General features: G+C 60.7%; 28 protein-coding genes and 1 pseudogene. 13 read left to right on the plus strand and 16 right to left on the minus strand.

Annotation, left to right across the window (positions count from 1 at the left end; all coding sequences use genetic code 11):
• Window positions 1-1,269, plus strand: a complete 1,269-nt coding sequence (lysA, locus tag EDF70_RS19825; RefSeq protein WP_132277107.1) for a diaminopimelate decarboxylase — start codon at window positions 1-3, stop codon at window positions 1,267-1,269.
• 205 nt (window positions 1,270-1,474) lie between these two features.
• On the plus strand, window positions 1,475-4,249 hold the full coding sequence (locus tag EDF70_RS19830) for a TIGR02302 family protein (protein WP_132277109.1): 2,775 nt from the start codon (window positions 1,475-1,477) through the stop codon (window positions 4,247-4,249).
• An 84-nt stretch (window positions 4,250-4,333) separates the two neighbouring features.
• Here the strand turns inward: EDF70_RS19830 and EDF70_RS19835 are convergent, their stop codons facing one another.
• The 3 genes from EDF70_RS19835 to EDF70_RS19845 all read right to left on the minus strand — a co-directional run bounded on the left by EDF70_RS19835 (window position 4,334) and on the right by EDF70_RS19845 (window position 6,146).
• Window positions 4,334-4,714, minus strand: coding sequence for a response regulator (locus EDF70_RS19835; RefSeq protein WP_132277111.1), 381 nt, complete (start codon window positions 4,712-4,714; stop codon window positions 4,334-4,336).
• Window positions 4,715-4,844: 130 nt separating this feature from the next.
• Window positions 4,845-5,399, minus strand: coding sequence for a hypoxanthine phosphoribosyltransferase (hpt, locus tag EDF70_RS19840; protein WP_132277113.1), 555 nt, complete (start codon window positions 5,397-5,399; stop codon window positions 4,845-4,847).
• Between the two features lie 54 nt (window positions 5,400-5,453).
• On the minus strand, window positions 5,454-6,146 hold the full coding sequence (locus EDF70_RS19845) for a hypothetical protein (RefSeq protein ID WP_132277115.1): 693 nt from the start codon (window positions 6,144-6,146) through the stop codon (window positions 5,454-5,456).
• 216 nt (window positions 6,147-6,362) lie between these two features.
• Between EDF70_RS19845 and ftsE the strand changes: the two genes are divergently transcribed.
• From ftsE to EDF70_RS19865, 4 genes are all read left to right on the plus strand, one after another.
• Window positions 6,363-7,022 (plus strand): cell division ATP-binding protein FtsE, encoded by a 660-nt coding sequence (ftsE, locus tag EDF70_RS19850; RefSeq protein WP_132277117.1) that lies wholly within the window; start codon window positions 6,363-6,365, stop codon window positions 7,020-7,022.
• A 100-nt stretch (window positions 7,023-7,122) separates the two neighbouring features.
• Window positions 7,123-8,073: an ABC transporter permease gene (locus EDF70_RS19855; protein ID WP_165932084.1), complete on the plus strand. Its 951-nt coding sequence runs from the start codon at window positions 7,123-7,125 to the stop codon at window positions 8,071-8,073.
• 70 nt (window positions 8,074-8,143) lie between these two features.
• A complete protein-coding gene (locus tag EDF70_RS19860; RefSeq protein ID WP_132277119.1) occupies window positions 8,144-8,878 on the plus strand; it encodes a YdcF family protein in 735 nt (244 codons plus the stop codon).
• 89 nt (window positions 8,879-8,967) lie between these two features.
• Complete coding sequence (locus EDF70_RS19865) at window positions 8,968-9,759, plus strand: lysophospholipid acyltransferase family protein (RefSeq protein WP_132277121.1); 792 nt, start codon at window positions 8,968-8,970, stop codon at window positions 9,757-9,759.
• On the opposite strand, the gene EDF70_RS19870 is transcribed toward EDF70_RS19865, so the two are convergent.
• Entirely contained in the window at window positions 9,760-10,314 is a 555-nt protein-coding gene (locus tag EDF70_RS19870) for a gamma-glutamylcyclotransferase (protein WP_132277123.1), read from the minus strand. It abuts the gene before it with no gap.
• Between the two features lie 45 nt (window positions 10,315-10,359).
• On the opposite strand from EDF70_RS19870, the gene EDF70_RS19875 reads away from it, so the two are divergent.
• Window positions 10,360-11,361 (plus strand): DUF2125 domain-containing protein, encoded by a 1,002-nt coding sequence (locus tag EDF70_RS19875; protein WP_132277125.1) that lies wholly within the window; start codon window positions 10,360-10,362, stop codon window positions 11,359-11,361.
• Here the strand turns inward: EDF70_RS19875 and EDF70_RS19880 are convergent, their stop codons facing one another.
• The 3 genes from EDF70_RS19880 to EDF70_RS19890 form a co-directional block, all read right to left on the minus strand.
• Window positions 11,362-12,291: a prephenate/arogenate dehydrogenase family protein gene (locus tag EDF70_RS19880; protein WP_132277127.1), complete on the minus strand. Its 930-nt coding sequence runs from the start codon at window positions 12,289-12,291 to the stop codon at window positions 11,362-11,364.
• Window positions 12,288-13,397 (minus strand): histidinol-phosphate transaminase, encoded by a 1,110-nt coding sequence (gene hisC / locus EDF70_RS19885; RefSeq protein WP_132277129.1) that lies wholly within the window; start codon window positions 13,395-13,397, stop codon window positions 12,288-12,290. Before hisC ends, EDF70_RS19880 begins: the two co-directional genes overlap by 4 nt.
• A 96-nt stretch (window positions 13,398-13,493) precedes the next feature.
• Window positions 13,494-14,237: a class I SAM-dependent methyltransferase gene (locus EDF70_RS19890; RefSeq protein WP_132277131.1), complete on the minus strand. Its 744-nt coding sequence runs from the start codon at window positions 14,235-14,237 to the stop codon at window positions 13,494-13,496.
• Window positions 14,238-14,325: 88 nt separating this feature from the next.
• On the opposite strand from EDF70_RS19890, the gene gloB reads away from it, so the two are divergent.
• Both gloB and EDF70_RS19900 read left to right on the plus strand, forming a co-directional pair.
• The gene (gene gloB / locus EDF70_RS19895) at window positions 14,326-15,096 is read left to right on the plus strand and encodes a hydroxyacylglutathione hydrolase (RefSeq protein WP_132277133.1); all 771 of its coding nucleotides are present in this window, start codon (window positions 14,326-14,328) and stop codon (window positions 15,094-15,096) included.
• Complete coding sequence (locus tag EDF70_RS19900; protein ID WP_132277135.1) at window positions 15,096-15,527, plus strand: cupin domain-containing protein; 432 nt, start codon at window positions 15,096-15,098, stop codon at window positions 15,525-15,527. Before gloB ends, EDF70_RS19900 begins: the two co-directional genes overlap by 1 nt.
• Before the next feature lie 389 nt (window positions 15,528-15,916).
• On the opposite strand, the gene EDF70_RS19905 is transcribed toward EDF70_RS19900, so the two are convergent.
• Entirely contained in the window at window positions 15,917-16,690 is a 774-nt protein-coding gene (locus EDF70_RS19905) for a DUF3108 domain-containing protein (protein ID WP_132277137.1), read from the minus strand.
• Window positions 16,691-16,923: 233 nt separating this feature from the next.
• On the opposite strand from EDF70_RS19905, the gene rpmB reads away from it, so the two are divergent.
• Window positions 16,924-17,214 carry a 50S ribosomal protein L28 gene (gene rpmB, locus EDF70_RS19910; RefSeq protein ID WP_132277139.1) on the plus strand — a complete coding sequence of 97 codons (291 nt, stop codon included), beginning with the start codon at window positions 16,924-16,926 and terminating at the stop codon, window positions 17,212-17,214.
• Window positions 17,215-17,320: 106 nt separating this feature from the next.
• The gene (locus EDF70_RS19915; protein WP_132277141.1) at window positions 17,321-17,956 is read left to right on the plus strand and encodes a queuosine precursor transporter; all 636 of its coding nucleotides are present in this window, start codon (window positions 17,321-17,323) and stop codon (window positions 17,954-17,956) included.
• Here EDF70_RS19915 and EDF70_RS19920 read toward each other — a convergent pair.
• The 5 genes from EDF70_RS19920 to EDF70_RS19940 all read right to left on the minus strand — a co-directional run bounded on the left by EDF70_RS19920 (window position 17,953) and on the right by EDF70_RS19940 (window position 23,177).
• The gene (locus EDF70_RS19920; protein ID WP_132277143.1) at window positions 17,953-18,510 is read right to left on the minus strand and encodes an AAA family ATPase; all 558 of its coding nucleotides are present in this window, start codon (window positions 18,508-18,510) and stop codon (window positions 17,953-17,955) included. The genes EDF70_RS19915 and EDF70_RS19920 overlap by 4 nt on opposite strands.
• Window positions 18,511-18,556: 46 nt before the next feature.
• A complete protein-coding gene (locus EDF70_RS19925) occupies window positions 18,557-19,564 on the minus strand; it encodes an esterase-like activity of phytase family protein (protein WP_132277145.1) in 1,008 nt (335 codons plus the stop codon).
• Window positions 19,565-19,578: 14 nt separating this feature from the next.
• Window positions 19,579-21,474 (minus strand): cobaltochelatase subunit CobT, encoded by a 1,896-nt coding sequence (gene cobT, locus EDF70_RS19930; protein WP_132277147.1) that lies wholly within the window; start codon window positions 21,472-21,474, stop codon window positions 19,579-19,581.
• Window positions 21,475-21,492: 18 nt separating this feature from the next.
• Window positions 21,493-22,485 carry a cobaltochelatase subunit CobS gene (gene cobS, locus EDF70_RS19935; protein WP_132277149.1) on the minus strand — a complete coding sequence of 331 codons (993 nt, stop codon included), beginning with the start codon at window positions 22,483-22,485 and terminating at the stop codon, window positions 21,493-21,495.
• Between the two features lie 65 nt (window positions 22,486-22,550).
• Window positions 22,551-23,177, minus strand: coding sequence for a J domain-containing protein (locus EDF70_RS19940; RefSeq protein WP_132277151.1), 627 nt, complete (start codon window positions 23,175-23,177; stop codon window positions 22,551-22,553).
• 103 nt (window positions 23,178-23,280) lie between these two features.
• On the opposite strand from EDF70_RS19940, the gene EDF70_RS19945 reads away from it, so the two are divergent.
• Window positions 23,281-23,562 carry a BolA family protein gene (locus tag EDF70_RS19945; RefSeq protein WP_132277153.1) on the plus strand — a complete coding sequence of 94 codons (282 nt, stop codon included), beginning with the start codon at window positions 23,281-23,283 and terminating at the stop codon, window positions 23,560-23,562.
• A gap of 33 nt (window positions 23,563-23,595) precedes the next feature.
• Here EDF70_RS19945 and EDF70_RS19950 read toward each other — a convergent pair.
• The 3 genes and pseudogenes from EDF70_RS19950 to EDF70_RS19960 form a co-directional block, all read right to left on the minus strand.
• Window positions 23,596-24,462 (minus strand): annotated as a pseudogene (locus EDF70_RS19950) (transporter associated domain-containing protein); the annotation flags it as partial.
• An 11-nt stretch (window positions 24,463-24,473) separates the two neighbouring features.
• Window positions 24,474-25,607 carry a 3-dehydroquinate synthase gene (aroB, locus tag EDF70_RS19955; RefSeq protein ID WP_132277157.1) on the minus strand — a complete coding sequence of 378 codons (1,134 nt, stop codon included), beginning with the start codon at window positions 25,605-25,607 and terminating at the stop codon, window positions 24,474-24,476.
• A gap of 1 nt (window position 25,608) precedes the next feature.
• A complete protein-coding gene (locus tag EDF70_RS19960) occupies window positions 25,609-26,235 on the minus strand; it encodes a shikimate kinase (protein ID WP_132277598.1) in 627 nt (208 codons plus the stop codon).
• A gap of 251 nt (window positions 26,236-26,486) precedes the next feature.
• On the opposite strand from EDF70_RS19960, the gene EDF70_RS30030 reads away from it, so the two are divergent.
• Complete coding sequence (locus tag EDF70_RS30030) at window positions 26,487-26,657, plus strand: hypothetical protein (RefSeq protein ID WP_165932076.1); 171 nt, start codon at window positions 26,487-26,489, stop codon at window positions 26,655-26,657.
• Window positions 26,658-26,661: the final 4 nt, after the last annotated feature.

The following is a 26,661-nucleotide window of genomic DNA, read 5'->3' on the forward strand; positions in this document are numbered from 1 at the left end:
GTGAACCATTTTCAATATATCGACGGCGTGCTTCACGCCGAAAACGTGGCTGTTCCCGAAATCGCCAAGGCGGTCGGCACCCCGTTCTATATCTATTCGACCGCGACGCTGGAGCGGCATTACAAGGTTTTCGCCAAGGCATTCGATGGCCTCGACGCCATGGTGTGCTACGCCATGAAGGCCAATTCCAACCAGGCCGTACTGAAAACGCTTGCGCGCCTCGGTGCGGGCGCTGACGTCGTCTCGGGTGGTGAGCTGCGCCGCGCGCTGGCCGCCGGCATTCCGGCCGAACGCATCGTGTTTTCCGGCGTCGGCAAGACGGTCGCCGAAATGGATTTCGCGCTCGAAGCCGGCATCTATTGCTTCAACGTCGAGAGCGAACCGGAACTGGAAGTGCTGAACCTGCGCGCCGTCAAGGCTGGCAAAAAGGCACACGTCTCCTTCCGCATCAACCCTGACGTCGATGCCCGCACGCATGCAAAGATTTCGACGGGCAAGAAGGAAAACAAGTTCGGCATTTCCTACAAGCGCGCCCGCGAGGTCTACGCGCATGCCGCAACCCTGCCCGGCATCCAGGTGTCCGGCATCGACATGCATATCGGCAGCCAGATCACCGAGCTGCAGCCCTTCCGCGACGCCTTCAAGCTGATGCGCGAGCTGGTCGATACGCTGCGCGGTGACGGCCACGCCATCACGCATGTGGACGTCGGCGGCGGCCTTGGCGTTCCCTACCACGAAGACAACAATCCGCCGCCGGAACCGACGGCTTACGCGGAAATCGTCACCGAGGAGCTGAAAAGCCTCAATTGCCGCGTCGTCACCGAACCCGGTCGCCTGATCGTCGGCAATGCCGGCATTCTGGTCACCGAAGTGCTCTACGTGAAGGATGCCGGCGAAAAGACCTTTGTCATCGTCGATGGCGCCATGAACGACCTCATCCGCCCGACGCTGTACGAGGCCTATCACGGCCTGCGCCCCGTCGTGCTGCCGGAAAAGGATGCCGTGCATGTGAAGGCCGACGTTGTCGGCCCGGTCTGCGAGACCGGCGACTATCTGGCGCTCGACCGCGACATGGCTGTGCCCAAGCCGGGCGACCTGTTCGCCGTCTCCTCCGCCGGTGCCTATGGCGCCGTGCAGGCCGGCACCTACAACACCCGCCTTCTGGTTCCCGAAGTGCTGGTCAAGGGTGACACGTTCCACGTCATCCGTCCGCGCGGCACCTATGAAGAGCTGATCGCGCTCGATTCCGTCCCGGACTGGCTGGCCTGATACTGGCCGGATATCAACATGGTATCACGCTGATACTGGCGTGACGCCTGTTCACGATTGAGCGATATAGCGCAAAATGCGGGGGCATATGCCCCTGCCCCCTCGTCTTCGCCACAAAGATTGCTATCCTTGCGCTTTCAGGGATCGCGCTTTCCAAGCGCCCGCGCCACCGATTTGCGCCGCCACGACGACGGAGACGGACCGCATGAGAACAGAAAACACGGGCGACAAGACCGGAAACAGCTCTGCCAAAGGCGCCTTTGCGCTGAAGCCCGATCTGGCACGTCGTGTTGCGCTGAAGCGTGGTGTCGCCCGCCTCGTCCTGTTTTTCGAGCGGCTGCTGCCGCTGTCGCTGGCACCGCTCTGCGTCGTCGCGCTGTTTCTGGCCGTCTCGTGGTTCGGCCTCATGCGCATTTCGCCGGATTGGCTGCGCTGGACGCTGAACTTTCTCTTCACCTTCGCTTTCCTCGCCTCGCTGCTGCCGCTGGCACGTTTGCGCCTGCCGGGTTCCGCCGATGCAGACCGCCTGCTGGAAGACCGCAACAACCTCCCCCACCAGCCGGTGAGCGTGCAGGATGACGAGCCGGCCTTCGAGACGCCGTTTTCGCGCGCGCTCTGGCGCGAGCACCAGACGCGCATGGCCGAGCGTATCGCAGCGCTGGATGCAGGCCTGCCTCGTCCCGGCATTGCCAATTACGACCGTTACGGCCTGCGCGCGCTGCCGGCGCTGCTCCTTGTCGCAGCCTTCGGGTATTCGTTTTCCAATGGCGGCGGCTCGACCACCGATGCGTTGCAACCCTCCGCACCCGCAGCCCGCATCAATCCCGATCTGCGCATCGATGCCTGGCTGACACCGCCGGGCTATACCGGCAAGGCACCCGTATTTCTGACGGGTCGCCAATCGACCGGCGCACAGGCCGTGGAAATTCCGGAAAACTCGGAATTGACCGTCCGCGTCACCGGCGGCGAAGGCGAGGAAACGGTTCGTTTCTCGCCGCTCGAGGGTGGCGAGGCGCGCGTTCTGACAGCCAACGAACAGAAGCCGCAGGATCCAGCCGCTACGGGTGCTCCAGCACCGGCGCCCGCAGCGCCGACCACCGCCTCCGTTGACAGCGAAAAACCGTTAGCGCCGCGCACCTATGCGATGCGTGTTGGTGAAAGCGGCGATCTCAGCGTCAACGGCCAGCAATGGATGTTCGACGTCATACCCGACAAGGCACCGGAAATCGCCTTCGACAACCAGCCGCGCCGCGCCGTTAATGGTGCGTTGGAAATCGGTTTCCGCGCCAAGGACGATTACGGGATCACCAGGGCACATGCGCTGATCGAGCCGGTTGAAAAAACCGACGACAAGGCAAAACCGCTTTATCCGCTGCCCGACTACAAGCTGGACATCCCGCGTCAAAACAATCGCGAGGCCAAGGGGCTTTCCAGCCGCAACCTGACCGAACACCCGCTCGCCGGCAAACGCGTGCGCATCACGCTGGTCGCCACCGATGGCGCCGGGCAGGAAGGTCGCAGCCCGTCTCTGGAAATGGTCCTGCCATCGCGCAATTTCACCGAACCGCTGGCGGCGGCCGTTGCCGAAGAACGTCAGGTGTTTGCGCTCGACACCCGCCAGATGCCCAAGGCCATCGCGCTCAACGAGGCACTGACCATCCGTCCGGACGAGACCATTCCGAACCTCAGCCACTTTCTGCTGATCCAGTCGGCACACGGCCGCATGAAACTGGCGCGTGGCGAGGAACAGCTGAAACAGACCGCCGAATATCTCTGGGAAATCGCCCTCGGCATCGAGGACGGTGATCTGTCGGCTGCGGAAAAACGTCTGCGTGATGCGCAGCAGAACCTGTCCGACGCCATCGAAAAGGGCGCTTCCGACGAGGAAATCGCCAAGCTGACGCAGGAACTGCGCGAAGCGATGCAGCAGTTCATGAACGAGCTTGCGCAGCGCATGCAGAATGCACCGCAGGGCCAACAGAACATGCAGGCCCAGAACGTCATCCGCCAGCGCGACCTGCAGAACATGATGGACCAGATCGAAAATCTGGCGCGGTCCGGCAACCGCGATGCCGCCCAGCAGATGCTGCAGCAATTGCAGCGGATGATGAACAACATGCAGGCCGGTCGCCCGCAGCGCGGCCAGCAGGGTCAACAGGGCCAGCAGCAGAACAGCCAGATGCGCCAGCAGATCGACAAGCTCGGCGAGATCATGCAGCAGCAGCAGCGCCTGATGGACGAGACCTTTAAACTCGATCAGGCCCTGCGCGACCGCCTGCAGCGCGGCGACCCGGAACAGCAGGGCGAAAACCCTTATGAACAGGGCCAGAACCAACAGGGACAAAACCAGCAGGGCCAAAATCAGCAAGGTCAGCAGCAAGGACAGAACCAGCAGGGCGGCCAGCAGCCTGGCCAGCAAGGTCAACAGGGGCAGCAATCCACCGACCAGATGACCGCAGAACAGCTGCGCGAGGCGCTGAAAAACCTGCGTGCCCAGCAGGAAGGTCTCGGCAAGCAGCTCGGCGAATTGCAGAAGGGCCTGAAGGAACTCGGCATGGATCCCGGCCCCGGCTTCGGTCAGGCCGAACGAGAAATGGGCAATGCCGGTCAGGCGCTCGGACAGGGCCAGGGCGAACAGGCCGTCGAAGGTCAGGGCAATGCCCTCAACGCACTGCGTCAGGGCGCCCAGAGCATGATGCAGCAAATGATGCAGGCCATGCAGGGTCAGGGCCAGCAGCCGGGCCAGGGTCAGGGCGAAGGGGAAGGCATGGCCAATCAGGGCGGCCAGAACGGCCGTGACCCGCTCGGCCGCCTGCGCTCCAGTTCCGGCCCGGAATTCGGCGATCAGGTGAAGGTGCCGGACGAAATCGACGTGCAGCGAGCGCGTGAAATTCTGGAAGCGATCCGCGAGAAGCTGGGCGGCGCACTGTCGGGCGAGGCCGAGCGCCGTTACCTTGAACGCCTGCTGGAAATGCGCTGAGCGCAAAGAAAACCACGCAGAACGACAAAGGCCTGGAAGCTTGTTGCCTCCAGGCCTTTTGTTATTCGGTTACCCTGAAAGGGTTCAGGCCGCCTTTGTCTCGCGAGAGACTGCGAGTGCCTGTGCCACGGCCTTGCGGATATCCGGCAGGGCAAAAGGCTTGTCGACCACGTCGATCACCTTGGTCATCAGGTCGTCGGCACGCTCGCGCTGTTCGGCATAACCGGTCATCAGCAGGATGCGCAGATCCGGAAATTTTGCAGATGCCTGATGCGCCAGCTCGATGCCATCCATCACCGGCATGCGGATGTCGGAAAGGAGAAGGTCGAACGGACCTTCATCGAGAAGGGCAAGCCCTTCGGCGCCATCGGCCGCTTCGCAGGTTTCGTGACCGTCCAGTCGCAGCGCACGAGCCACGAAACGACGTAGCGAATCCTCATCCTCGGTGATCAGGATCTTGGCCATGTCCATATAACTCCCGTGCTTCAATTCGGGACCCAAATGACCAGTCTTTCCTTTGCAAGGAGTAAACATCGGGCACATGGGGAAGGAACGTGGTTAACAGGCCGTGTCACTGTGTCAGCTTATGCGGCCGTCACGCTTGCGTTTCAGCATCCCCGGTGACGACACCGACGAATGGCAGTTCGCGGAACGCGTAGGCCACGTCCATGCCATAACCGACCACGAAATAATCCGGGCATTCGAAACCGACATAGTCCGCCTGGAGGTCTTCCTTGCGCTTGACGCGCTTGTCGAGCAGCACGGCGATGGTGACGTTGCGGGCGCCGCGTTCGAAGAGCAGTTCCTTGGCGAATTTCAGTGTGCGGCCGGATTCGAGAATATCGTCGATCAGCAGAACGTCGCGGCCATGCACGTCGCTGTCGATATCCTTGACGATGCGAACGCCCTGCGAAACCGTGCCGGTGCCGTAGCTCGACAGCGTGATGAATTCGACCTCGGGAGCAAGATCCACATCATGCATGGCGCGCAAAAGGTCGGCCGCGAAGATGAAGGAGCCCTTCAGGATGGCGATGACCAGCAGATCCTTGGTCGGACCCTTGGCAATCCTGGCTGCGATATCGTGGTTGCGCTCGGCAATCTGCTCGGCAGTGTAGAGCGGTTCGATATTTTTTCCGCGGACCACGGGCATTGGCATCTCCTTCGGCCAGTTGGGCTCGACTTCAAAGCGGGGCCGATAGCACAATCAGGGGCGCGGAGCATCACCTTCGACGAAGGAAAGCCGCAACTCCGGCTTTTTTCCACCGGCATAGGCCATGCGCGCCGAAAATCCGCGGCTTTCGCGGGCACCGATCATGGCCGTTGGTGGTGCAATAAGCGTCTGCCCCACCACCTTGCCGCCGGACACCAGTTCGGCGCGGATCGGCGACAGCGGATGGCTGTTGGCATCGCCATTCTCGATGATGCCGGTGATCAGCAGCGCCTGCATGCCGTTGGCGTCCTGCGGCGTCAGGTTGACATGAGTGATGCCGAGACCGCGGTTTTGGGCTGCATCGGCTCTATCGCCGCCAATCAGGGAAAATCCGCCAGAAAGGCCAAAAACCAGCACGAAAACGAGCGCAACGATGGCGGAGAAGAAATCCGCCGACATGCGCATGAGAGCGTGCTCAGCGCGCTCCACAATGCGTGCAACGAAACCGGCCTGCGGCGGCATTGAGCGTTGACTTGCGGCCGGGCGACGGGTGGTGCGGCGATTGTCGTTGCGCGGTGCGGCTTCGAAAACCCGGCGATGTGCCGTATCACCAACGGTCACGAATTGGGCATCCACGACCTCATCGCCAGCCTTGCGGCCCTGCGCCTGCGGCCTGCGGCTTGGCGCCGGCGGCAGAATGTCGTAGGCATCGGTCGTCTTCTCTTGGCGTGAACGGAATGCGCTCATGGCTTCTCCGGCCTCCTCGCGCCCCGTTATCCCCGAGAGTTGAGAACCACGGACAAGCGGGGCATTGAAACGAATCCCGCCCAGAAGTAAATTTAAATGGTTAATGCTTCGCAAAGACGGTGCTCAAACCGCCTCTTTCCGCGGTTGATTCATGCTCTGTAAACCTCCAGCGTTTACGCACGCGGAAAACCAAAACCTGATGGACTGGACGATCGGTTGATCCATTTCGAAAATGTCGGTTTGCGGTATGGAATGGGCCCGGAAATTCTCCGGGACATGACGTTCGACATCCCGAGCGGCTCTTTCCAGTTCCTGACCGGCCCCTCCGGTGCCGGCAAGACCACGCTTCTGCGCCTGCTCTTTCTGTCGTTGCAGCCGACCCGCGGCCTTATCCGCATGTTCGACCGCGACCTGTCGCAGATCCCGCGCAGCGAAATGCCGATGCTGCGTCGGCGCGTCGGCATCGTTTATCAGGATTTTCGCCTTCTCGATCACCTGACCACCTATGAGAACGTCGCCCTGCCCTTGCGCGTGCGCGGCAAGGACGAATCCTCCTATCGCAACGACGTCATCGAACTGTTGAAATGGGTCGGCCTCGGCGAACGCATCAATGTTCTGCCGGCTGTCCTCTCCGGTGGTGAAAAGCAGCGTGCTGCCATTGCCCGCGCCCTGATGGACCAGCCGGAAATCCTGTTGGCCGACGAGCCGACCGGTAACGTCGATCCACCAATGGCACGCCGCCTTCTCAACCTGTTTCTGGAGCTTAACCGGCTCGGCACCGCCGTCGTCATCGCCACCCATGATCTGGCCTTGATGGACCAGGTGGATGCGCGCCGCATGATCCTCACCGAAGGGCGGCTCGATATCTATGAATGAGTTCGAGCGCATCAGGCGATCGAGCCTGCCTAAAACGGAGAGCAAGCGGGCGATCCCCGCCACCGACGACCTGCCCGAACAGCAGCCGCGGCGCGCGGAAATGCAGGTGCGCCCAACGGGGCCGATCCTGCCGCCCTCCAACATTCAGGGCAATGCGCTGATGGTGGTGATCGCCATCATGTCGTTTCTCGCCTGCCTGACGCTTGGCGGCGTCAGCATGGTGCGCGCCACGGCATCCAGTTGGGAAAGCCAAATTTCCCGCGAGATCACCATCCAGATAAAGCCGGATGACGGGCTGGACATGAATGCCGCGCTCGCCAAGGCGCGTGACCTTGCCTTGAGCTTCGTCGGCACGACCAACGGTACGATCATGGACGACAGCGCCACCGCGCGCCTGCTCGAACCTTGGCTCGGCAGCGGCCTGGACCTCAAGGAACTGCCGGTCCCACGTCTCGTCATCATCACCATAGATGAAAGCAACCCGCCCGATTTCCAGGCCATGCGCGACCGGCTTCATGCGGAAATTCCGCAAGCCTTTCTCGATGACCACCGCACCTGGGTCGACCGTCTGGTTTCCATGGCAAAAACCACCGTGATGATCGGCGGCGGCATTCTCATCCTGGTTTTTACGGCGATGATCCTCACCGTCGTTTTTGCCACACGCGGTGCATTGTCCAGCAACCGGCATATCGTCGAGGTTCTGCATTTCGTCGGCGCCGAAAGCGGTTTTGTTGCCCGTGAATTCCAGAAGCACTTTTTGAAGATCAGCCTGAAAGGCTCGGCCGCCGGCGGCGCATTGGCTGCATTGCTGTTCGCTATCGCCAGCTTCTGGCAGAGCCGTTCGCTGGCAACACCGGAAAGCGATCAGGCAACAGCGCTGTTCGGAACGTTCACGATCGGCATGGGCGGTTATCTCGGCATCATCGCCACGATCGTCATCATCGCTCTTCTGACGACCCTCACCGCCCGCTTCACCGTGATGCGCACGATCGACGAGATCGACCTGATCCGCTCCGATCCCGCCCGCTCGGACGGCCTGCCCGCTTCGTGACGGGAGCGCCGCGACGCGGCTCCGAAATATAGCCCTGTTCTCGCCACGAATCTCGGTCTATGGACAGAGCATGACACCCGGTTCGACGAACAACGATCAGGAACCTCATCCAGCGCCGGGACGCTGGAAACGCAGAGGTTGGCTTTCACGCCGAAGTCCGCTGCGCCGGTTCGGGCGCTGGGTCATTTTTGCCTGTCTTGTGCTGATCGCCCTGTTCTGCGGCGGATTTCTCTGGTTTGCCAACGAGGTTACATCGCTCAAGACGCCGGACGGCGTGAAGGCTGATGCGATCGTCGTGCTGACGGGCGGTTACCAGCGCATCGATCAGGCCGTCGGCCTGCTGCGGGATGGTGCCGGGAAACGGCTTCTGATTTCAGGCGCCCACCCCTCTGCCACCCCCAACCAGATCCGCAAGACCACACAGGTCTCAACCGACCTGTTTTCCTGCTGTGTCGACATCGGTTATGACGCAATCGACACGATCGGCAATGCCAACGAGATCATCCGCTGGATCCATGATCACGGCTATCGGTCGGTCGTTGTGGTGACCAATAATTACCATATGCCGCGCAGCCTGCATGAACTGCGCCGCCGCGATGTCGAAACCGATTTCATTCCCTATCCGGTCATCAACTCGGACCTTGCGCGAAAAGCCTGGTTTGCCGATCCCGATGCTCTGCGCATCATGCTGGGTGAATACGGCAAGATGGCCGCCGCCATGCTGCGCGACTGGGCCGGCATGAACCAGGGCAGCGGGCTGAGAACCGACGGTGAAGACGAAACGCCCAAGGCCAAATCCGGCTGACAGGGATTGGTGCTGCACCGACAAGCCTGCTTTCCTCACCGCCCGATATCGTGTAGGCACCGCACACCTCACTATCCGGAAATGCATCCATGCTGCTCTTGCGTTCGATCCTCTTCAATACGGCGTTCTACATCAACATCATCGCCCGGATGGTCATATTCTCGCCGGTCTATTTTCTGTTGGACCGCAAGAAGGCCCTGTTCGTCCCAAGGGGATGGGCGTCGTCGTCGAACTGGCTGATGGCCAAGATCACCGGCGCAACCTTCGAGATCGAGGGACTGGAAAACATTCCAGAAGGCGGCTGCATTTTTGCGCCCAAACACCAGTCGGCCTGGGACACATTCGCGCTCCTGCCTTACCAGCGCGATCCCGTCTATATCCTGAAACGTGAACTGATGTGGATTCCGCTGTTCGGCTGGTATGTTGCCAAGCAGCGGATGATACCGGTCAATCGCGGCGCCCGCGGCAAGGTCATGGTCGAGGTGATGAAGCGCACCAAGCAGGAGATGGATGCCGGCCGTCAGCTGATCATCTATCCCGAAGGTACCCGCCGCGCACCGGGCGATACACCCGACTACCGCTACGGCATCGCCCGCATCTACCGCGACATGCAGGTGCCGGTCGTGCCGATCGTTGCCCATTGGGGCCTGTTCTGGGGTCGCCGCAAGCTGATCAAGCATGGCGGCCACTTCAAGGTGCGCATCCTGCCGGCGATCCAGCCGGGCATGGAGCCGGACGCATTCTTCACCCACCTGATCGCCACGCTGGAACAGGCAAGCGACGAACTGCTGCTGCAGACCGCGATCGACAATCCGAACCTGCCGCTGCCGCCGACTGCGGTGAAGCGCCTTGCCGAACTGCAGGCCCAGACCGTTTCCTGATCAGCGAGCGCCGAAGGCGGCGGCATCGTGCCGCTGCAACGCTTCCACACGGCTGCCCACACCTTCAAGCCACAGGTCACGGATACCCATCTCGCGCAGGTGCGTCAGCGTGTTGAGCACATAGGCATCGTTCGGGCCTGACTGGCCGGCGGAGGCATGCACGATGCGTGACGCCTCCTCGACGCCAAGAGCGCCGGCATACTGCTTGTGGGCGCGATCCACGACATAACCGACCGCCTGAGTCTGACGCCCGTCGGCAAGCACCAGCGGCAGCATCCGCTCCAGATAAACCTTCGTCACAAGTTCGCGTTCGTGCAGATAGGCCATGACCGGCTCACGCAACTCGCCACGCACCTTGAAGGCGACGCCGCGGCAGGAGCCACCGCGATCCAGCCCCAGCACAAGCCCCGGATTTTCAGGCGTTCCGCGATGCACGAAGGACCGCACGCAGAGCGACCTGCGATATCCGAATGCACGCGCGGCAAGCCGCTCCTCATACTCGAAGCCCGGATTCCACATCAACGAGCCGTAGCCAAACACCCAAAATTCGTCCATATCCGACGCAACACCTCTGCAATCGAAGCACCATTGGAGAACATCATGGCAGCGTCAAGCCGGCGGAGCGTCAGCGGCAAAATTTGGGCCCTTGGCATCATCATCATTCTGGTGATCGGCGTTTATACCGGCGGCTGGTTCTATGCCGCTTCGCTTCTCAAGGAGCGCACCCTCACCCTGCTCGGCAGCCAGCAACAGGCCGGCGTCAATGCCGAATGCGCCGATGCAGAATATCGCGGTTACCCGTTCCGCATCGGCCTGTTCTGCTCGAAAGTCTCGGTGGACGACCGCAACAATGGCGTCTCCGCCGTTTTCGGAGGCCTGCGCTCGGCAGCACAGGTCTACGATCCGAAACACGTCGTCTGGGAACTGGACGGGCCATCGGAGATCCGCACCAGCCATGGCCTGAGCATTTCCTCCAACTGGGAAAGCCTGCAATCCAGCCTGACCGCCAAGGGCCGTGGCGTCGAGCGCTCCTCGACGATCATCAATGCCCTGCAATCAGCAATCGTCTCGTCGGCGACCGGCCAGACATTCAATCTCGCGGCCGCCAATACCGAGATGCACCTGCGCCAAAACGGTGCCGATCTCGATGCGGCGATGACGATCACCAATGCCAGCCTGACCGGCGAAGGCCTGCCACAGGGGCTGCCGGCGCTGACGACCAGCGCCGATGTGGTGCTGACCGGCAAGGCCGGGCTGATCGACGGCAGCGACCGCAATGTCTCGCTTTACGGCGCCGAAGGCGAAATCCGCACACTGTCCGCCGATCTCGGCGAAGGTCGCGTCATTACGCTGTCCGGCCCATTCAGCTTCACCGCCGGCGGTCGCATGAACGGCAAGATGAAGCTGCGGGTGGAAAAGCTGGAAGCGTGGAAGGCAAGCCTGGAAACGATCATTCCCGGCATAGCCCCGATGCTGAACAACGCCACCAACATGCTGTCCGCTCTTGGCGGCGGTGACCGTGCCTCGATCGATTTCACGATCAAGAACGGCAAGGTTCTGGTCGGCGGCTTCATCCAGGTGGGTGAAATTCCGCCGATCTGATTATTTCTTCTGGTCGAGTGCGTGGCGTCCGAAGTCGGGCGCATCGACATCCTGACCGGCCTGGATGATCGACCGGCGGACATCACGGGTGCGGGTGAAAAGCTCGAAAAGCTTGTCGCCCTCACCCCAGCGGATCGCCCGCTGCAGATAGGCGAGGTCTTCGGAAAACCGCGCCAACATTTCGAGGATCGCGTCCTTGTTGTGCAGGCAGATGTCCCGCCACATGGTGGGGTCGGATGCGGCCAGACGCGTAAAATCACGGAAACCCGAGGCCGAATATTTGATGACTTCCGATTCCGTCACCGTCTCCAGATCATCGGCGGTGCCGACGATATTGTAGGCGATGATATGCGGCAGGTGCGAGACGATGGCGAGCACCTTGTCATGGTGCTGCGGGTCCATGTCGTCAACACGCGAACCGAGCGCGATCCAGAAGGCCTTCAGCTTTTCCAGAGCATCCGCGTCGGTATCCGGCAGCGGCGTAAAGATGCACCAGCGATCGCGGAAGAGACCTGCAAAGCCGGCATCGGGCCCCGATTTTTCCGTACCCGCCAGCGGGTGACCGGGAATGAAGTGCACACCTTGCGGCACAAACGGCGCCATCTGGGCGATCACCGATGCCTTGGTCGAGCCGACATCCGTGAGGATGGCGCCCGGCTTCAGGTTCGGTGCGATCTGTTCAGCCACGGCACCGGAGGAACCGACCGGCACTGACACAATGATAAGATCCGCATCCTTCACCGCTTCGGCAGCGGAGGAAACGTAATGCGTGCCAAGCTCAAGCTCTTCCGCTCGCTTAAGCGTCTCGGTGCTGCGGCTGGAAATCACCACCTCATTGGCAAGGCCAAGCGCCTTCACATCGCGAGCGATGGAGGAGCCGATCAGGCCGATGCCGATCAGGGCAATGCGGTTGAACTGCGGATCACTCATGCGCTTCTCGCCATGAACTCACCGAGCGTTTCGATGACGCCACGGTTTGCCTCTTCCGGGCCGACCGTCATGCGCAGCGCGTTCGGCAGGCCGTAACCCTTGACCATGCGCAGGATATAACCGCGGCTGGTGAGGAAGGCGTCGGCATCCGGCGCACGCTTGCCATCCACATCCGGGAAATGGATGAGAATGAAGTTGGTGACGGAAGGCGTAACCTTCAGGCCGATGGTTTCGAACGCGTGGGTGAGCTTGTCGAGCCAGAGCTTGTTGTATTCGACGGCAGTGCCGATGAAGGCCTGGTCGCGCATGGCGGCAGCACCGGCGGCAATGGCCGGAGCATTGAGGTTGAACGGGCCACGCACGCGGTTCATCGCGTCGACGACCTCCAGCGGGCCATACATCCAGCCGATACGCAGCGCCGCCAGACCATAAACCTTGGAGAAGGTACGGCACATCACGACATTGCTGTTGGACGAAACAAGCTCGATACCGGCCTCGTAGTCGTTCTTGCGGACATATTCCGCATAGGCGGCATCGAGAACGAGGATGACGTTTTTCGGCAGGCCCGCCTGCAGGCGACGGATATCGGCAACCGGAACATAGGTACCCGTCGGATTGCCGGGATTGGCGATGAAGACGAGCTTTGTCTTCGGCGTCACCGCAGCTAGGATCGCATCGACGTCGACCGTGTAATCCTTTTCAGGCACGGTCACCGGCGTCGCACCGGCACCCATGATCTGGATCTTGTAGACCAGAAAACCGTGCTCGGTGATAACAGCCTCGTCGCCTGCGCCGAGATAGACGTGGCAGAGCAGGCCGAGCAATTCGTCGGAACCGTTGCCGCACAAAATGTTGGCGGCGTTCAGGCCGTTGATCGAGGCGATCGCCTCGCGCAGCTGATGTGCCTGACCATCCGGGTAAAGTTCGAGATTGCCGGCGGCCTCGCGAAACGCCTCGATCGCCTTGGGGCTGGCGCCGAGTGGCGTTTCGTTGGACGAGAGCTTGTAGACGCGAGCAACGCCCTCCGCATGATCCTTGCCGGGTACATAAGCGGCAATATCAAGGATACCCGGGCGCGGAGCGGGCTTCATCATCTCGGTGCTCATCAGACAGACCTTCCAGGGAATACGCCGGAAAAGCCGGCGAAAGATTGCCTTGAGGCAATAAAACGGAAGCGCCTTTTTGTCGAGTGGGGAACCCTGCTACTCGCGGTTTCGCGTGCTCGGCACGCCCTGCGGCGACAGGACCGGCACGAAGACACGGCGGGATGCGCGTGCCGCAACAGGCAGCCCCTGATACAGCCGCTTTTGCGCCTCCACCACGATGACACCGGAAAACACCGGCCAGAACCGCCGGCCGGCCTGCTCGAAGACGTGGCGTAATTTCAGCAGGAACCGCAGTTTCGATGGTGGAAAAAACAGAGCTTCGGCGCTGGCCGAGGGCGTAAAATTGCTTTCGCGCAGAAGTGACGTGAGCTGGCTGCGCGAATAAGGCCGGCCGGAACCGAAAGGCGTGTGTTCCATGCGCGCCCACACACCACGACGATTGGGCACGACGATGATCAGCCGCCCGCCCGGCGCCAGCACCCGCCAGATTTCCTTCAGGCTCTCACGCGGGTTCTCTGCAAATTCCAGCGAATGCACCAGCAGAAAACGGTCTATCGACGAATCCGGCAGCGGCAGTTCCTCATCGAATACCAGCGCTGTGGAGGAAAATTCGCCCGGCGGCCAGTTCACAGCCCCCTGCCCTGCCGGCATGAAGGCAAAGGTGCGCTCAGTATCCTTACGGAACCGGTCGAGATAGGGAACCGCATATCCCAGCCCGACAAGCCGCTCTTCCGGCAGCCGCGCCCACAGCGACGACAAAGCCATCACGATGGATTGTTCGGCCACGCGGCCAAGCGGGGTTTGATAGAATTCGCGGAGATCGACAATATCGGCGTGCATGGTGATTTTGCTATCAGACGACGGTTGGACTTCAAGACCCCAATCTCTACATTGTTCCCGAAGCCATTCAAACTAGAGAGGCGGATTGATGAAATCCCTGGAGATCGAAGTCTTTTCATGCCGCAGCGACAATTACGGCGTGCTGGTCCATGACCCGGAGACGGGCCTCACCGCATCAATCGATGCGCCTGAGGAAAAACCGATCCTCGATGCCGCCGAACGGCGCGGTTGGTCCATCAGCCATATTTTCACCACCCATCATCATACCGACCATGTGGAAGCCAATCTGGCGCTGAAGGCCCGCTTCGGGCTTGAAATCATCGGCCCGGTCAATGAGGCTGTTGCCATTCCCGGCCTTGACCGCACCGTGGACGATGGTGACGAATTTCTGTTCGGCGAACATCCGGTGAGGGTAATCGAGACGCCGGGCCATACGGCTGGCCATATCTGCTTCCATTTCTCCGAGGACAAACTGCTGTTTTCCGCCGACACGCTGTTTGCGCTCGGCTGTGGCCGTCTGTTTGAGCGCCCGGCCGCCGACATGTGGCATTCGCTGCAAAAGCTCGCCGTGCTGCCGGATGAGACCGCCATCTATTTCGGCCATGAATATACGCTGTCCAATGCCCGTTTCGCGCTCACCATCGACCCGGATAACGAAGCCCTGCAGCGCCGTGCCGTCCAGATCGAGGAACTGCGTGCCGAAGGTCGCTTTACAATCCCGACGATGATGGGACTGGAGAAGGAGACCAATCCCTTCCTGCGTGCCACCGACCCATCGATCCGCCGCAACCTGATCATGGAAGGCAAAACCAACGAGGAAGTGTTTGCCGAGATCCGCAAGCGCAAGGACAATTTCTGATGTCCGACATTCCCTCCGCAAAAGAGATCATCGAAACGCTCGGCATGCAGCCGCACCCGGAAGGCGGCTGGTATGTCGAGACATTTCGCGATGAGCATGGCGCGCCGCGCGGACACTCGACCGCCATCTATTACCTTCTGCAAGCCGGTGAACGCTCGCACTGGCATCGCGTGCGCGACGCGTCAGAAGCCTGGCATTTTTACGCCGGCGACCCGCTTTTGCTGAAAATCTCGACAGATGGCCGCAGCACGGAAACGGTGACACTCGGTATTGACCTTGCGGCGGGACAAAGACCACAGGCCATCGTGCCCGCCAATGCCTGGCAATCAGCCAAACCATTGGGCGCGTTCACGCTGGTGGGCTACACCGTTGCGCCGGGTTTCGATTTTTCGAGTTTCGAAATGGCGCCGCCGAATTGGCAGCCGAACTGAAACCTAAGCGCGATTTTACTCGCCGTGTTTGCGCTTATCGTTACGCACCCAAAAATAAGCGTAGGTCCAGCCAATCGCCGCAATGGAGAGCGGCAGCACGATGAATGCATAAATCTGCAAACCGGTCATCGCATTCTCCTCAAAATAGCCTTACCCGACAAATGTAATATGGCGGCGGCGAAAAGCCAACAGACACCGAAAAACACCAGCGGATATACGTGTGCACTGGACCCCATCGGGGTATAGATAGCTGCGGCTATCGGCGCAAATACGCCCACCGTCAGGCAGGACGTCGATGCCCGATCAAAAGCGTTGGCGATGTATTTCGTCTGCTCATTGTGAACGACCGACACTCCCCAACTCCCCCAAGCTGGATTTCGCTCTATCCCTCACCCGCCGTATTTCGTCGCCTTCACGTAAAGCGGTCCCATCCGCGTCGGAATATAGGCATAGACGGGCGCATAGACATTGGCACCATCCGCCTTGGCAAACCAGACTTCCATCGCAACGGTCTTCAAATATTCGATATCCTTGCGGCCCTTGCGGTAACCGGCTTTCGGCACGTAGCGGATCGAGCAAACGATGACATCGCCCTTGAAGCCGCTCGTGGAGAATTTTTCGGTCCCCTTGGCGGTCAGCACCAGGTCGAGACGGGATTCTCCGTCATAGATCGGCAGTTTGGAGGGGCAGACTTTTGCATCAGCGGGAAAAATCATGCCCGAGAGCGGATCGAGCACGGAGCGCAGGTCGGCATCGCTGATCGGGATCCAGCTTGATGGCCGGGCTTTCGGCTCGGGCTGCACGGTCGTCGAAACGACATTGCCGTTGCGATATTGAACGTCGTAGATCTGCGTCTTCTTGTTGGTCTTGTAGGTCAGCGAATAGGAATTGGCCTGCAGCCTGTCCCGCCCCATCGAACCTTTCACGGTCGTCTCGGCCGAGGTCTTGGCGATGATATCGACGATGCCGGCAGATCGGAAACTGCCATTGATCGTGTAGGACTTGTCATCGAACTCACTGGCGAAGGACAGCTTTGCCACCGGCAGGAGGCCCAGCGAGACACTGTATTCGCTTGTGTGGCGGATGCCGGCCGTGCTGGCGGGGGATGCGACAGCAACGGATACGACGGCGGCGACGAATGCAACGGAAGCCTTGGCGATCATGAACCAGCCTTGGAACGAGAAATGTTGACGTCATATAGACGTGCCACTATGGCAATAAAATAGCGACTTGCGACGCCCGAAGCGGGTTTATCCTGATTCGGTTGAAGGTTTGGCTTGACGCGCGCGGCCCCACTGACTATAGAACCGCAACTTTCCAATCAGGACCAGTTGGATCGGCGCGCCGGACATTGTCCGGAAGTGGCATCCAATTGCAGAAGAACAAAGGTGTACCCATGTCCCGTGTGTGTGAACTGACCGGCAAGGGCGTAATGACCGGCAACAACGTCAGCCACGCCAACAACCGGACCCGTCGTCGCTTTCTGCCGAACCTGTGCCAGGTTACGCTGATCTCCGACGCTCTTGGCCAGCGTTTCCGTCTGCGCGTCTCGGCTCACGCCCTGCGCTCGGTCGAGCATCGCGGCGGTCTCGACGCTTTCCTCGTCAAGGCTGACGAAGCCGAACTGTCGATGCGCGCTCGTCTGCTGCGTCGCCAGATCGTCAAGAAGACCGCTGAAGCTGCATAAGCTTTAGCACTTATACATCATCGGTTCTGGTGAAGGCTTGGGCGTTTATCGCACAGGCCTTTTCCTTTGCTTTATTCCAACTGGTGGCATCACCCAGGATAAAAAAATGCTGACGAAGCGCTCTACCCTTATCTATTCGCTGGTTATGGCGGCCATCGTGGTCGCGTCCAATATTCTCGTCCAGTTTCATCTGACGGGAACACTCTGGGGCATCGCACTTGGCGATCTGCTCACCTGGGGTGCCTTCACCTATCCGGTCGCATTCCTCGTTACCGACCTTGCCAACCGCCAGTTCGGCCCGGCCATCGCGCGCCGCATCGTGTTTGTCGGCTTCGTCGTCGGCGTGGCCCTGTCCTTCTGGCTGTCGGAGCCGCGTATCGCGATTGCCTCGGGCACCGCCTTCCTGATCGGCCAGTTGCTGGATATCTCGGTGTTCAACGAACTGCGCCGCAAGACGTGGTGGAAAGCACCGCTGGCAGCTTCGATGATCGGCACGGTGATCGACACCGTCCTGTTCTTCTCGCTCGCCTTTGCCCCCTTCTTCGCCTTCATCGGCCCGAACCTCGACTTCGCGGTTGCGCCGGCCCCGGTTCTTGGCGTGATGGCGACAGAAGCGCCGCGCTGGATCTCTTGGGCGCTGGGCGACCTCGTGGTCAAGATCTTGGTCGGCGTCGTGCTGCTGCTCCCCTATGGCGCACTGATGAGCATTCTGAAGCCGATGCCGCAGGTTTCCGCGCGCTAGGATCGGACTGCATTTAGAACAATAGGATGACGGAGAACGGCTTCGGCCAGCTCCGTCACCGGCTTGATCGAATCGAGCCGCAGAACGGTTGTCGCCTGTGCCGAGAGCCACGCCTCATGCGCGGCAAGACTGCGTTGCTCCGGCCCTGCGGTATCATAACTTTCCGCCCACCGCAGAAACTGCCGGCTTTTCTCGGCCATGTCGCCACCCGGCTCGATCCGCGCACCATACCGCTGCTGCTCACGCCTGTAGATGCGGCTCATGCGAATGGATGGCTCAAGCCGTAGGAAAACGATCAGGTGATACAGCGGCTCGACCGCCAGCCCCCATTTCAGCGCCGAGCCGGATAGAACCCAACCCTTGTCAGTGGCCGCCTGCGCTCTCAACATGGAGATGCGCGACACCATTTCTCTGGGCGTCGTGAACGGCGGGTCGGTGGGCATCCAGTAAAAATTGTCGGAATCGAGATGGCGGATATCAAGCCGCTCAGCCAGAACGGCGCCCAGTGACGTCGTGCCGGAACCGGATGCACCCGTCACATGAATGCGGAGCATGATCTTTGTCCTTCAGTCAGCAAGGATAAAGACTATGAAAGCAGGCTCAGCGGTTCAAGCGGAATTCCAGCATCAGGTTGCGCTGGAAAATGGAATGGTTGTCGTCGGAGACGATGATCAGGTGCGGCACGCCATCGGCTCCCGCCACCACATCGATGCCTTCCATATTGTCGATCTGCTGGCCGAGATCGGCCTCGATCAGCATCTCGCCATCCACCAGCGCACCTGGCTTCAAACTGTCGCCATCGATGCGGCGGATGCGCATACCGACACCACCGAGCAGGCTGAACGAGCGCTCCAGCAGAACGAGGTCGCCATCCGGAAGGAAAGCGCCATCCGTAATGTCGAACGGGTGATGGCGCTGCACCTTGAACTGGCCCTTGCGCGGCCCCTCCAGAATGGCCGCGTAAAAATTGCCGTCAGCATCGACGCTCTTTTCCGCAGCGACCACGATAGCACCCTGCAACGGACCTTCCTTCGGCGCGGCAACCACCGTCTCCAGGCCGCCATTGGCACGCAACTCGCGGCGCGGGATCAGGAAATCCAGCGTCCTTCGCGGGCGAGAGGTTTCGAAACCCGGATCGGGATAAATATCGACACGATGACGGCGCTCGAAACTGACGATCGCTTCGCCATTGCGCAACGTCACCCCTTCCGCATCGATATCGCCCTTGGAGCGTGGCTCACGCCCACTCGCGTCCACCATAGGCATGATGCGAACATCCTGCATGCCCGACAGGCGCCCCTGCCCGTCACGCTCTATCGAACCCGTCATCCAGTGGCCGGTATCGAGCACGGCAACAAAATTGCGGCCATCCGGCCGGAAGCGGATGCTGGAGACGGCGCCGACAAGGTCGTTGCCGGACGTATATTCGAGGCCCCCGACAAATTCGAGAGCACCGAATTTCGTTTCCGGATTGCCGGCCTTGAATTCGTGGAAGGCACGCGCCTCGATCGGCGCATCAACATCCGCCGCCCGCAAGGATTGCGCGGCGACGGCCACAAAAATGGCTGCGAGCACATGGGCACGAAGCCGGGCGTGTTTTGGGAGCATATGCCGGCCGGTTCTCAACCGGCGCGGCGGGCGCCACGGCCCCTGCCCGCATTTTCTTCAAACAACGAGGCAAGCTGTTCGGTCATCGCACCGGCAAGCTCGTCGGCATCAACGATCGTCACCGCCTTGCGGTAATAACGCGTCACATCGTGGCCGATGCCGATTGCCAGAAGCTCGACCGGCGAACGGGTTTCGATCTGTTCGATGACGGCGCGCAGATGCCGCTCCAGATAATTGCCCGGATTGACCGACAGCGTCGAATCATCGACCGGCGCACCATCCGAGATCATCATCAGGATCTTGCGCTGCTCGCGACGATTGATCAGGCGGTTATGCGCCCACATCAGCGCTTCGCCGTCGATGTTTTCCTTGAGCAGGCCTTCGCGCATCATCAGGCCGAGATTGCGGCGCGAACGGCGCCACGGCGCATCGGCCGACTTGTAGATGATATGGCGCAGATCGTTGAGGCGGCCCGGCGTCGCCGGCTTGCCGCTTGCCAGCCACTGCTCGCGCGATTGACCACCCTTCCATGCCTTCGTCGTGAAGCCGAGAATCTCGACCTTGACGCCGGAGCGTTCCAGCGTGCGGGCCAGAATATCGGCGCAGCTAGCGGCAACGGTGATCGGGCGACCACGCATGGAGCCGGAATTGTCGATGACGAGAGACACGACCGTATCGCGGAATTTCGTGTCGCGTTCCTTCTTGAAAGAAAGCGGCTGCATCGGATCGATGACCAGGCGCACGAGACGGGCCGGGTCGAGATAACCTTCTTCCAGGTCAAAATCCCAGGAACGGTTCTGCTGCGCCATCAGGCGGCGCTGCAGGCGGTTGGCAAGACGGCCGACCGCGCTCTGCAGATGCGCCAGCTGCTTGTCGAGAAAGGCGCGCAGGCGGTCGAGTTCCGCTTCGTCGCAAAGCTCTTCGGCGGTGATTTCCTCGTCGAACTCGTGGGTGAAGATCTTGTAATCGACCTTCTCGTTGAAATCGTCGAACGGGCTGTTGGGACGCTTGGTTTCGCCGGGCGTTTCGGATTGCTCGTCGCTCTCTTCCGACATGTCTTCGTCGGAGATTTCGGCGCCGTCCATCTCGCCGTCGTCCATCTCGTCTTCGGCAGCCTGGCTCTGCTCAGCCGGCGCCGCATCCGATCCCGCCTCTTCCTCGACCTCTTCGTTTTCGGTCTCGTTGCTGCGGGCCTGATCTTCTTCGCTCTGGTTTTCGAGTTCCTCGGCTTCGGTATCGTCGTCGCCGTAGTCCTCGGCCATCTGCATGGAGGACAGCATGTGGCGGATCAGCTTGGCGAATGCCTGCTGGTCTTCCATCGCATTGCGCAGACCATCGAGGTCGGTCGCAGCCTTGTCCTCGATGAACGGACGCCAGAGATCGAGCACCTTGCCGGCGCTTTCAGGCGGCTTCACGCCGGTCAACTTTTCCCGCACCAGCATGGCCATGGCCTCGCCGATCGGCGCATCATCCTGACGCTCGATACCGGAGAAATTGGCCTTGGCGTATTTTTCGGCATTCATGCTGCCGATATTGCTGGCCATGCCGGCCATACGCAGCGAGCCGATGGATTCGACACGCGCCTGCTCGACGGCATCGAAAATCGCACGGGCATCCGGCCCCTGTGGCGCCATCGTCGCATGCACACCGGTATCGTGGCAGGCAAGCCGCAGCGCCATGCTGTCGCCGAGCCCGCGGGTTACCGCGAGCTCATGGGCCGTCGGACGTTTCGATATTTCCGGCAGGCGAATGCGCTCACCGGCCATGCCGGGACGCTCGTTGGCGAAGGTTACCTCCACCTCGCCGCTGCCCGCAACCGAGCGGACGCAGCCGGTAATGGCCCGGCGCAACGGTTCGGTATCAACCGGACCACCCGCCTTGGGCTTCGAATTGTCTCCACGACCTGCCATGCTGCTGCTCCCGCGCGCTTAAGCCCCGAGAACGATGTTGGCGGCGCTTTCCTTCAGTTCGACACCGAAGGCGCGCTGGTACTGTTCAGCCACCAGCGTACGCTCCAGTTCGTCGCACTTGTTGAGGAAGGTCACGCGGAAAGCAAAGGCGACATCGCCGAAGATCTCCGCATTTTCCGCCCAGGTAATCACCGTACGCGGGCTCATCACGGTCGAAAGATCGCCGTTGATGAAGGCCGAACGGGTCATGTCGGCGATGCGGACCATCTTGGAAACCGTCTCGCGGCCTTCAGCCGTCTTGCCGAAGGATTTGACCTTGGCGGCAACGATATCGACTTCCTTCTGGTGCGGCAGGTAGTTCAGCGTGGTGACGATGGACCAGCGGTCCATCTGCGCCTGGTTGATCTGCTGCGTGCCGTGATAGAGGCCGGTCGTATCGCCCAGACCAACGGTGTTGGCGGTTGCGAACAGGCGGAAGGCCGGGTGAGGACGGATGACACGGCTCTGGTCGAGCAGGGTCAGGCGGCCCGACGATTCCAGCACGCGCTGGATGACGAACATCACGTCCGGGCGACCGGCATCGTATTCGTCGAAGACGAGCGCGACATTGTGCTGGTAGGCCCAGGGCAGGATGCCGTCCTTGAATTCGGTGATCTGCTTGCCGTCCTTCAGGACGATGGCGTCCTTGCCGACGAGATCGATACGGCTGACATGGCTGTCGAGGTTGACGCGCACGCAGGGCCAGTTGAGGCGGGCCGCGACCTGTTCGATATGGGTCGATTTGCCGGTGCCGTGGAAACCGGAAACCATCACGCGGCGGTTATGGGCAAAACCGGCGAGAATGGCGAGCGTGGTATCACGGTCGAAAAGATAGTCGGGGTCGAGGTCGGGAACGTAGGGGTCGCCGTTGCTGTAAGCCGGAACCCTCAGATCGGTATCGATGCCGAAGACGTCCCTGACTGAAACGGTCGTGTCGGGAAGGTTCGAAATATCAAGATCAATTTTGCTCATCACCACTCCATGCCGGACGGTCCGTAGCCCGGCAGCAATCCTTGCTGCTTCCTATGTTTTACCGCTTAGCAGAAACCAGACTGTTTCAACAACTGATATGCTTGAATTACCGCGCGAAAACGTTCTTCCGATCCGCGGTCGCCGCCATTGGCATCGGGGTGATGCTTCTTGACGAGTTCCTTGTATCGGGTCTTGATCTGCGCAGACGTAGCGCCTGCGGTCAGCTCCATCGTGTCGAAGGCCTTCTGTTCCAGCGTCTTCAGCTTGCGTTCCTGCGGGAAACGCGGACCGCTACCCATGCGCCCTTCCCGCACGAAACCGAAGGGATCGCGCATGCGGTTTTGGCTCGCTGCACTGCCGGACCGCATCGTCGCATGTAGGGGCGCATCCTTGATGTCCTTGTTGACGCCGACAGACCATGTCGGACGATGACCGGTGATCGCTTCCTTCTGGTAGCGGGCGATCTCGCTGTCCGACAGGCCGGAAAAATAGTTGTAGCCCTTGTTATAGTCCTTCACATGCTCGAAGCAGAACATGAAGAACTGCCCCTCAGCATTGCGGCCGACAGGCGCACGATGGGCTCCCGGCTTGTCGCACCCGTCCCACTGACAAGTAGACGCCTGAGCGGGCTCTTCCTGCTTGCGGTTCCGGCGCGTCCGGATGCGGTCGAAATATTTTGAATCTAGGTTCATCAGACGCACATTATGGGCTGCACAAAGGGAGAGGACAAGAATTGACAAATCCCTTTGCTGCTGGTTTGTGAAGTGCCCTTCCACGCTGCTTCGGAGCGATTTCATGACTGTCAAAGCCCGTATTGAAACGAGCCTCGTCCACGCTCTGCAACCGGAACGACTGGACGTGATCGACGAGAGCCATCAGCACGCCGGCCACCAGCCGCAGTTTTCCGGCGAAGGCGGCAGCCACATGCGGGTACGCATCGTTTCGAAGGCGTTCGAGGGAAAGAGCCGCATCGAGCGGCACCGGATCATAAATGATATCCTCAAGCCCGAACTTCAAGCCGGCCTGCACGCCTTGGCAGTCGAAGCTTCGGCACCGGGTGAGCCGACCCGCTGGTAACATCTGCGCGAGCGCAAAGATTTGGCGCGCGAGCTACTGGGCGGCTGCAACGGCGGCCGGGCGGATGCGCAGGCGGGTGATGCGATTCTTTTCGCGCTTCAGCACGATGAAGCGCTTCTCATAGAAGGTGAAAGCCTGCCGCTCTTCCGGGATCAGTTTCGATTCGTGGATGACGAGGCCGGCGATCGTCGTCGCCTCCGTATCGGGCAGGCTCCAGCCGAGCGCGCGGTTGAGATCACGGATCGACACCGAGCCATCGACGATGATCGAGCCATCCGCATCCTGCCGCACGCCCTGCAGCGACGGATCGTGCTCATCGGCAATATCACCGACGATTTCCTCGATAATATCCTCCAGCGTGACGATGCCCTGCATCTCGCCATATTCATCGACCACGACGGCCATGTGGACCTTGCGCCGCAGAAAAGCGTTGAGCTGATCCTTGAGGCTGGTCGTATCGGGCACGAACCACGGCTTTTGCGCGACCTTGGCGATATCGACCGTTTCCGGCCGCACATCCGGCTCGGACAGTGCCCGCAAAAGATCCTTGGCATGGATAACGCCGACGATGTTTTCCGTCGAGCCGCGCCAGACCGGCATGCGCGTATAGGGGCTTTCCAGCACCGTGCGAACCACCTGTTCGGGCGGATCGGCAGCATTGACGGCGCGCATCGCCAGACGATGCACCATCACGTCGGAAACCTCGAGTTCCTCCAGATCGAACAGGCCGCTCAGGCGATCACGGTCCTGCTTGTCGAAATCCCCCTCACGATGCACCTCATCGAGAGCTTCGTGCAGATCGTCATGCGAGGCGAGCTTGAGCGTAGAAGGGGTCAACGTCACGCCTGTAACACGCAGCGTGCCGCGCACGACAGCGTTGACAAGACCTGACAGAAACCCGCTTCCTGACGTCATCTGGCCTTTTGCAACTCCAGGAAATTGAGGACTTCGGATGCCGCCACATCGTCGGCCACATAGGACTGGCCGATGCCGCGGGTGAGAATGAAGGTGAGCTTGCCGCCCTTGACCTTCTTGTCCTGGGCAATCGCCTCCATCAGCCGCTCGACCGGCAAGGCTTCGCCCGGAATATCGCTGATGCGGGTCGGCAGGCCGACAGCCTTCAGATGCGCTTCGACACGCTCGGCATCATCGGGGCTGGCAAGATTGAGACGGGACGAAAAGCGATAGGCGAGCGCCATGCCGATGGCGACACCTTCGCCATGCACCAGACGGCTGCTGTCATACTGGGTCGCAGCCTCCAGCGCATGACCGAACGTATGCCCCAGATTAAGCAGCGCACGGCGGCCGTTTTCGAACTCGTCTTCGACGACCACATCCGATTTCGCCTGGCAACTGATGGCGATCGCTTCGGCACGGGCCGGACCACCGAAAAAAACATCCTTCCAGTTCTTTTCCAGCCATTCGAAAAAGTCCGGCTTGTCAATCAGGCCGTATTTGGCGACTTCGGCATAACCGGCGCGGAATTCACGCTCGCTCAGCGTATTCAGCGTATCGGTATCGGCAAGCACCAGATCCGGCTGATGGAATACGCCAAGCAGGTTCTTGCCGTGGCGTGAATTGACGCCGGTCTTGCCGCCGACGGAACTGTCCACCTGTGATAGAAGCGAGGTAGGGATCTGCACGAACCGGACACCGCGGCGCACGATACCTGCGGCAAAACCGGCCAGATCGCCGATGACGCCGCCGCCAAGCGCTATGATCGCATCGCTGCGCTCGATACGCGCCGCCAGCGCCATGTCACAGACGGCGGCCAGATGATCGAGGCTTTTGGTCTTTTCGCCGGCCGGCAGGGTCAGCGAGGCGACCTCGATACCATCCGTCTGCAATGCGTCCGTCAACGCTTCGAGGTAAAGCGGGGCGACATTTTCGTCGGTGACGATGGCAGCCTTGCGGCCCTTGATGCGGCTGGTGATCTCGCCACCGGCACGACCGATCAGGCCGGGACCGATGAGAATGTCGTAAGCGCGTTCACCAAGCGGAACATGCACAAGCTTTTCAGCCGCCTGCGAAGAAGACGTCGTCATTTCAATCACTTTCCACTGCCTGATCATTGCTCGATAACGACGAGCCGGCATGATCGCGGGGAGAAAGCCCGGCGATGGCTGCCAGCACGTTATGCGCCATGGTTTCCTTGCGTACGTCGGCCGACTCGACGGTCAATTCCGCTTCCGCATAGATCGGATACCGCTGGTTCATCAGATTTTCGAGCGTCTCCTTGGGGTTCTCGGTCTTCAGCAACGGCCGTGTATCGCGTTTGCGCACACGGTCCCACAGAAGGTCGAGATCGGCGCGCAGCCAGATCGACAGGCCACCGGCCTTGATATGCCCGCGGGTCTGCTCGTTGATGAAGGCGCCGCCGCCGGTCGAGACGACGCGCTGCGACTGATGCAGCAGGCGCTCCATCACCCTTGCTTCCAGCGCACGAAATTCCGCTTCGCCATAGGTGGCGAAGAGTTCGGAAATCGTCATGCGCGACACTTTTTCGATTTCGGCGTCGGTATCCACGAACGGCAGGGAAAGCTGTTGCGCCACCAGCCGGCCGATCGCCGACTTGCCGGCGCCCATCAAGCCGACGAAGATCAGGTTACGGCCACCAAGCGCTTCGCGCGCCTTGTCGCTCAGCGAAGGCGCTGCCACGAGCGCCTCTGGCATAACAAGATCGGTCATCACCGGATAAGCCTGTTCCTTGGGGTCTTCCATGTGAAAACCCTATCGACAAATGCACCGGCAGCGTCAAGGCTTGCGCCCGTGAAAGATGCAACCTTGGCATTCGGGCAGCGATGCGCAGCATGCTTGCAACGCAGATGAACAACCGTATGCCGAACACGCCCATGTCAGCCAATGCCGGCTTGCACTGGCACGCTGCTTTGCTCATAAAGACGGCTGTTCAAACGGAGCCCCGCATGCCCACACTCTTCCGGTTTCTCTTCATCCTGGCCGTCATCGCGGGGGTGATCTACGGAAGCATGATGGCGCTGGTTCTGCTGGTGGAACCGAAGGAGCGCGACGTGACCGTGCGTGTGCCATCCGAACGCCTGAACCCGCCGGCAACGACCGCTCCGGCAAAGCCATGAGCGA

The sequence above is a fragment of the Neorhizobium sp. JUb45 genome, from assembly GCF_004343585.1.
In the GTDB taxonomy this organism is placed as follows: domain Bacteria; phylum Pseudomonadota; class Alphaproteobacteria; order Rhizobiales; family Rhizobiaceae; genus Neorhizobium.

What these genes read in the sequence shown, in the direction of transcription:
- EDF70_RS19920 (WP_132277143.1), bottom strand. Translation starts at nt 18,510, where the DNA reads ATGCTCCGCATTCATGTGACGGGTGCATCCGGTTCCGGCACGACGTCA.
- EDF70_RS19925 (WP_132277145.1), bottom strand. Translation starts at nt 19,564, where the DNA reads ATGCTCCCAAAACACGCCCGGCTTCGTGCCCATGTGCTCGCAGCCATT.
- EDF70_RS19915 (WP_132277141.1), top strand. Translation starts at nt 17,321, where the DNA reads ATGCTGACGAAGCGCTCTACCCTTATCTATTCGCTGGTTATGGCGGCC.
- EDF70_RS19905 (WP_132277137.1), bottom strand. Translation starts at nt 16,690, where the DNA reads ATGATCGCCAAGGCTTCCGTTGCATTCGTCGCCGCCGTCGTATCCGTT.
- rpmB (WP_132277139.1), top strand. Translation starts at nt 16,924, where the DNA reads ATGTCCCGTGTGTGTGAACTGACCGGCAAGGGCGTAATGACCGGCAAC.
- EDF70_RS19900 (WP_132277135.1), top strand. Translation starts at nt 15,096, where the DNA reads ATGTCCGACATTCCCTCCGCAAAAGAGATCATCGAAACGCTCGGCATG.
- EDF70_RS19845 (WP_132277115.1), bottom strand. Translation starts at nt 6,146, where the DNA reads ATGAGCGCATTCCGTTCACGCCAAGAGAAGACGACCGATGCCTACGAC.
- EDF70_RS19830 (WP_132277109.1), top strand. Translation starts at nt 1,475, where the DNA reads ATGAGAACAGAAAACACGGGCGACAAGACCGGAAACAGCTCTGCCAAA.
- cobT (WP_132277147.1), bottom strand. Translation starts at nt 21,474, where the DNA reads ATGGCAGGTCGTGGAGACAATTCGAAGCCCAAGGCGGGTGGTCCGGTT.
- hisC (WP_132277129.1), bottom strand. Translation starts at nt 13,397, where the DNA reads ATGAGCACCGAGATGATGAAGCCCGCTCCGCGCCCGGGTATCCTTGAT.
- EDF70_RS19960 (WP_132277598.1), bottom strand. Translation starts at nt 26,235, where the DNA reads ATGCCAGAGGCGCTCGTGGCAGCGCCTTCGCTGAGCGACAAGGCGCGC.
- EDF70_RS19875 (WP_132277125.1), top strand. Translation starts at nt 10,360, where the DNA reads ATGGCAGCGTCAAGCCGGCGGAGCGTCAGCGGCAAAATTTGGGCCCTT.
- EDF70_RS19860 (WP_132277119.1), top strand. Translation starts at nt 8,144, where the DNA reads ATGACACCCGGTTCGACGAACAACGATCAGGAACCTCATCCAGCGCCG.
- hpt (WP_132277113.1), bottom strand. Translation starts at nt 5,399, where the DNA reads ATGCCCGTGGTCCGCGGAAAAAATATCGAACCGCTCTACACTGCCGAG.
- cobS (WP_132277149.1), bottom strand. Translation starts at nt 22,485, where the DNA reads ATGAGCAAAATTGATCTTGATATTTCGAACCTTCCCGACACGACCGTT.
- EDF70_RS30030 (WP_165932076.1), top strand. Translation starts at nt 26,487, where the DNA reads ATGCCCACACTCTTCCGGTTTCTCTTCATCCTGGCCGTCATCGCGGGG.
- EDF70_RS19835 (WP_132277111.1), bottom strand. Translation starts at nt 4,714, where the DNA reads ATGGCCAAGATCCTGATCACCGAGGATGAGGATTCGCTACGTCGTTTC.
- EDF70_RS19940 (WP_132277151.1), bottom strand. Translation starts at nt 23,177, where the DNA reads ATGAACCTAGATTCAAAATATTTCGACCGCATCCGGACGCGCCGGAAC.
- EDF70_RS19870 (WP_132277123.1), bottom strand. Translation starts at nt 10,314, where the DNA reads ATGGACGAATTTTGGGTGTTTGGCTACGGCTCGTTGATGTGGAATCCG.
- EDF70_RS19855 (WP_165932084.1), top strand. Translation starts at nt 7,123, where the DNA reads ATGCAGGTGCGCCCAACGGGGCCGATCCTGCCGCCCTCCAACATTCAG.
- EDF70_RS19890 (WP_132277131.1), bottom strand. Translation starts at nt 14,237, where the DNA reads ATGCACGCCGATATTGTCGATCTCCGCGAATTCTATCAAACCCCGCTT.
- EDF70_RS19945 (WP_132277153.1), top strand. Translation starts at nt 23,281, where the DNA reads ATGACTGTCAAAGCCCGTATTGAAACGAGCCTCGTCCACGCTCTGCAA.
- EDF70_RS19865 (WP_132277121.1), top strand. Translation starts at nt 8,968, where the DNA reads ATGCTGCTCTTGCGTTCGATCCTCTTCAATACGGCGTTCTACATCAAC.
- gloB (WP_132277133.1), top strand. Translation starts at nt 14,326, where the DNA reads ATGAAATCCCTGGAGATCGAAGTCTTTTCATGCCGCAGCGACAATTAC.
- EDF70_RS19880 (WP_132277127.1), bottom strand. Translation starts at nt 12,291, where the DNA reads ATGAGTGATCCGCAGTTCAACCGCATTGCCCTGATCGGCATCGGCCTG.
- aroB (WP_132277157.1), bottom strand. Translation starts at nt 25,607, where the DNA reads ATGACGACGTCTTCTTCGCAGGCGGCTGAAAAGCTTGTGCATGTTCCG.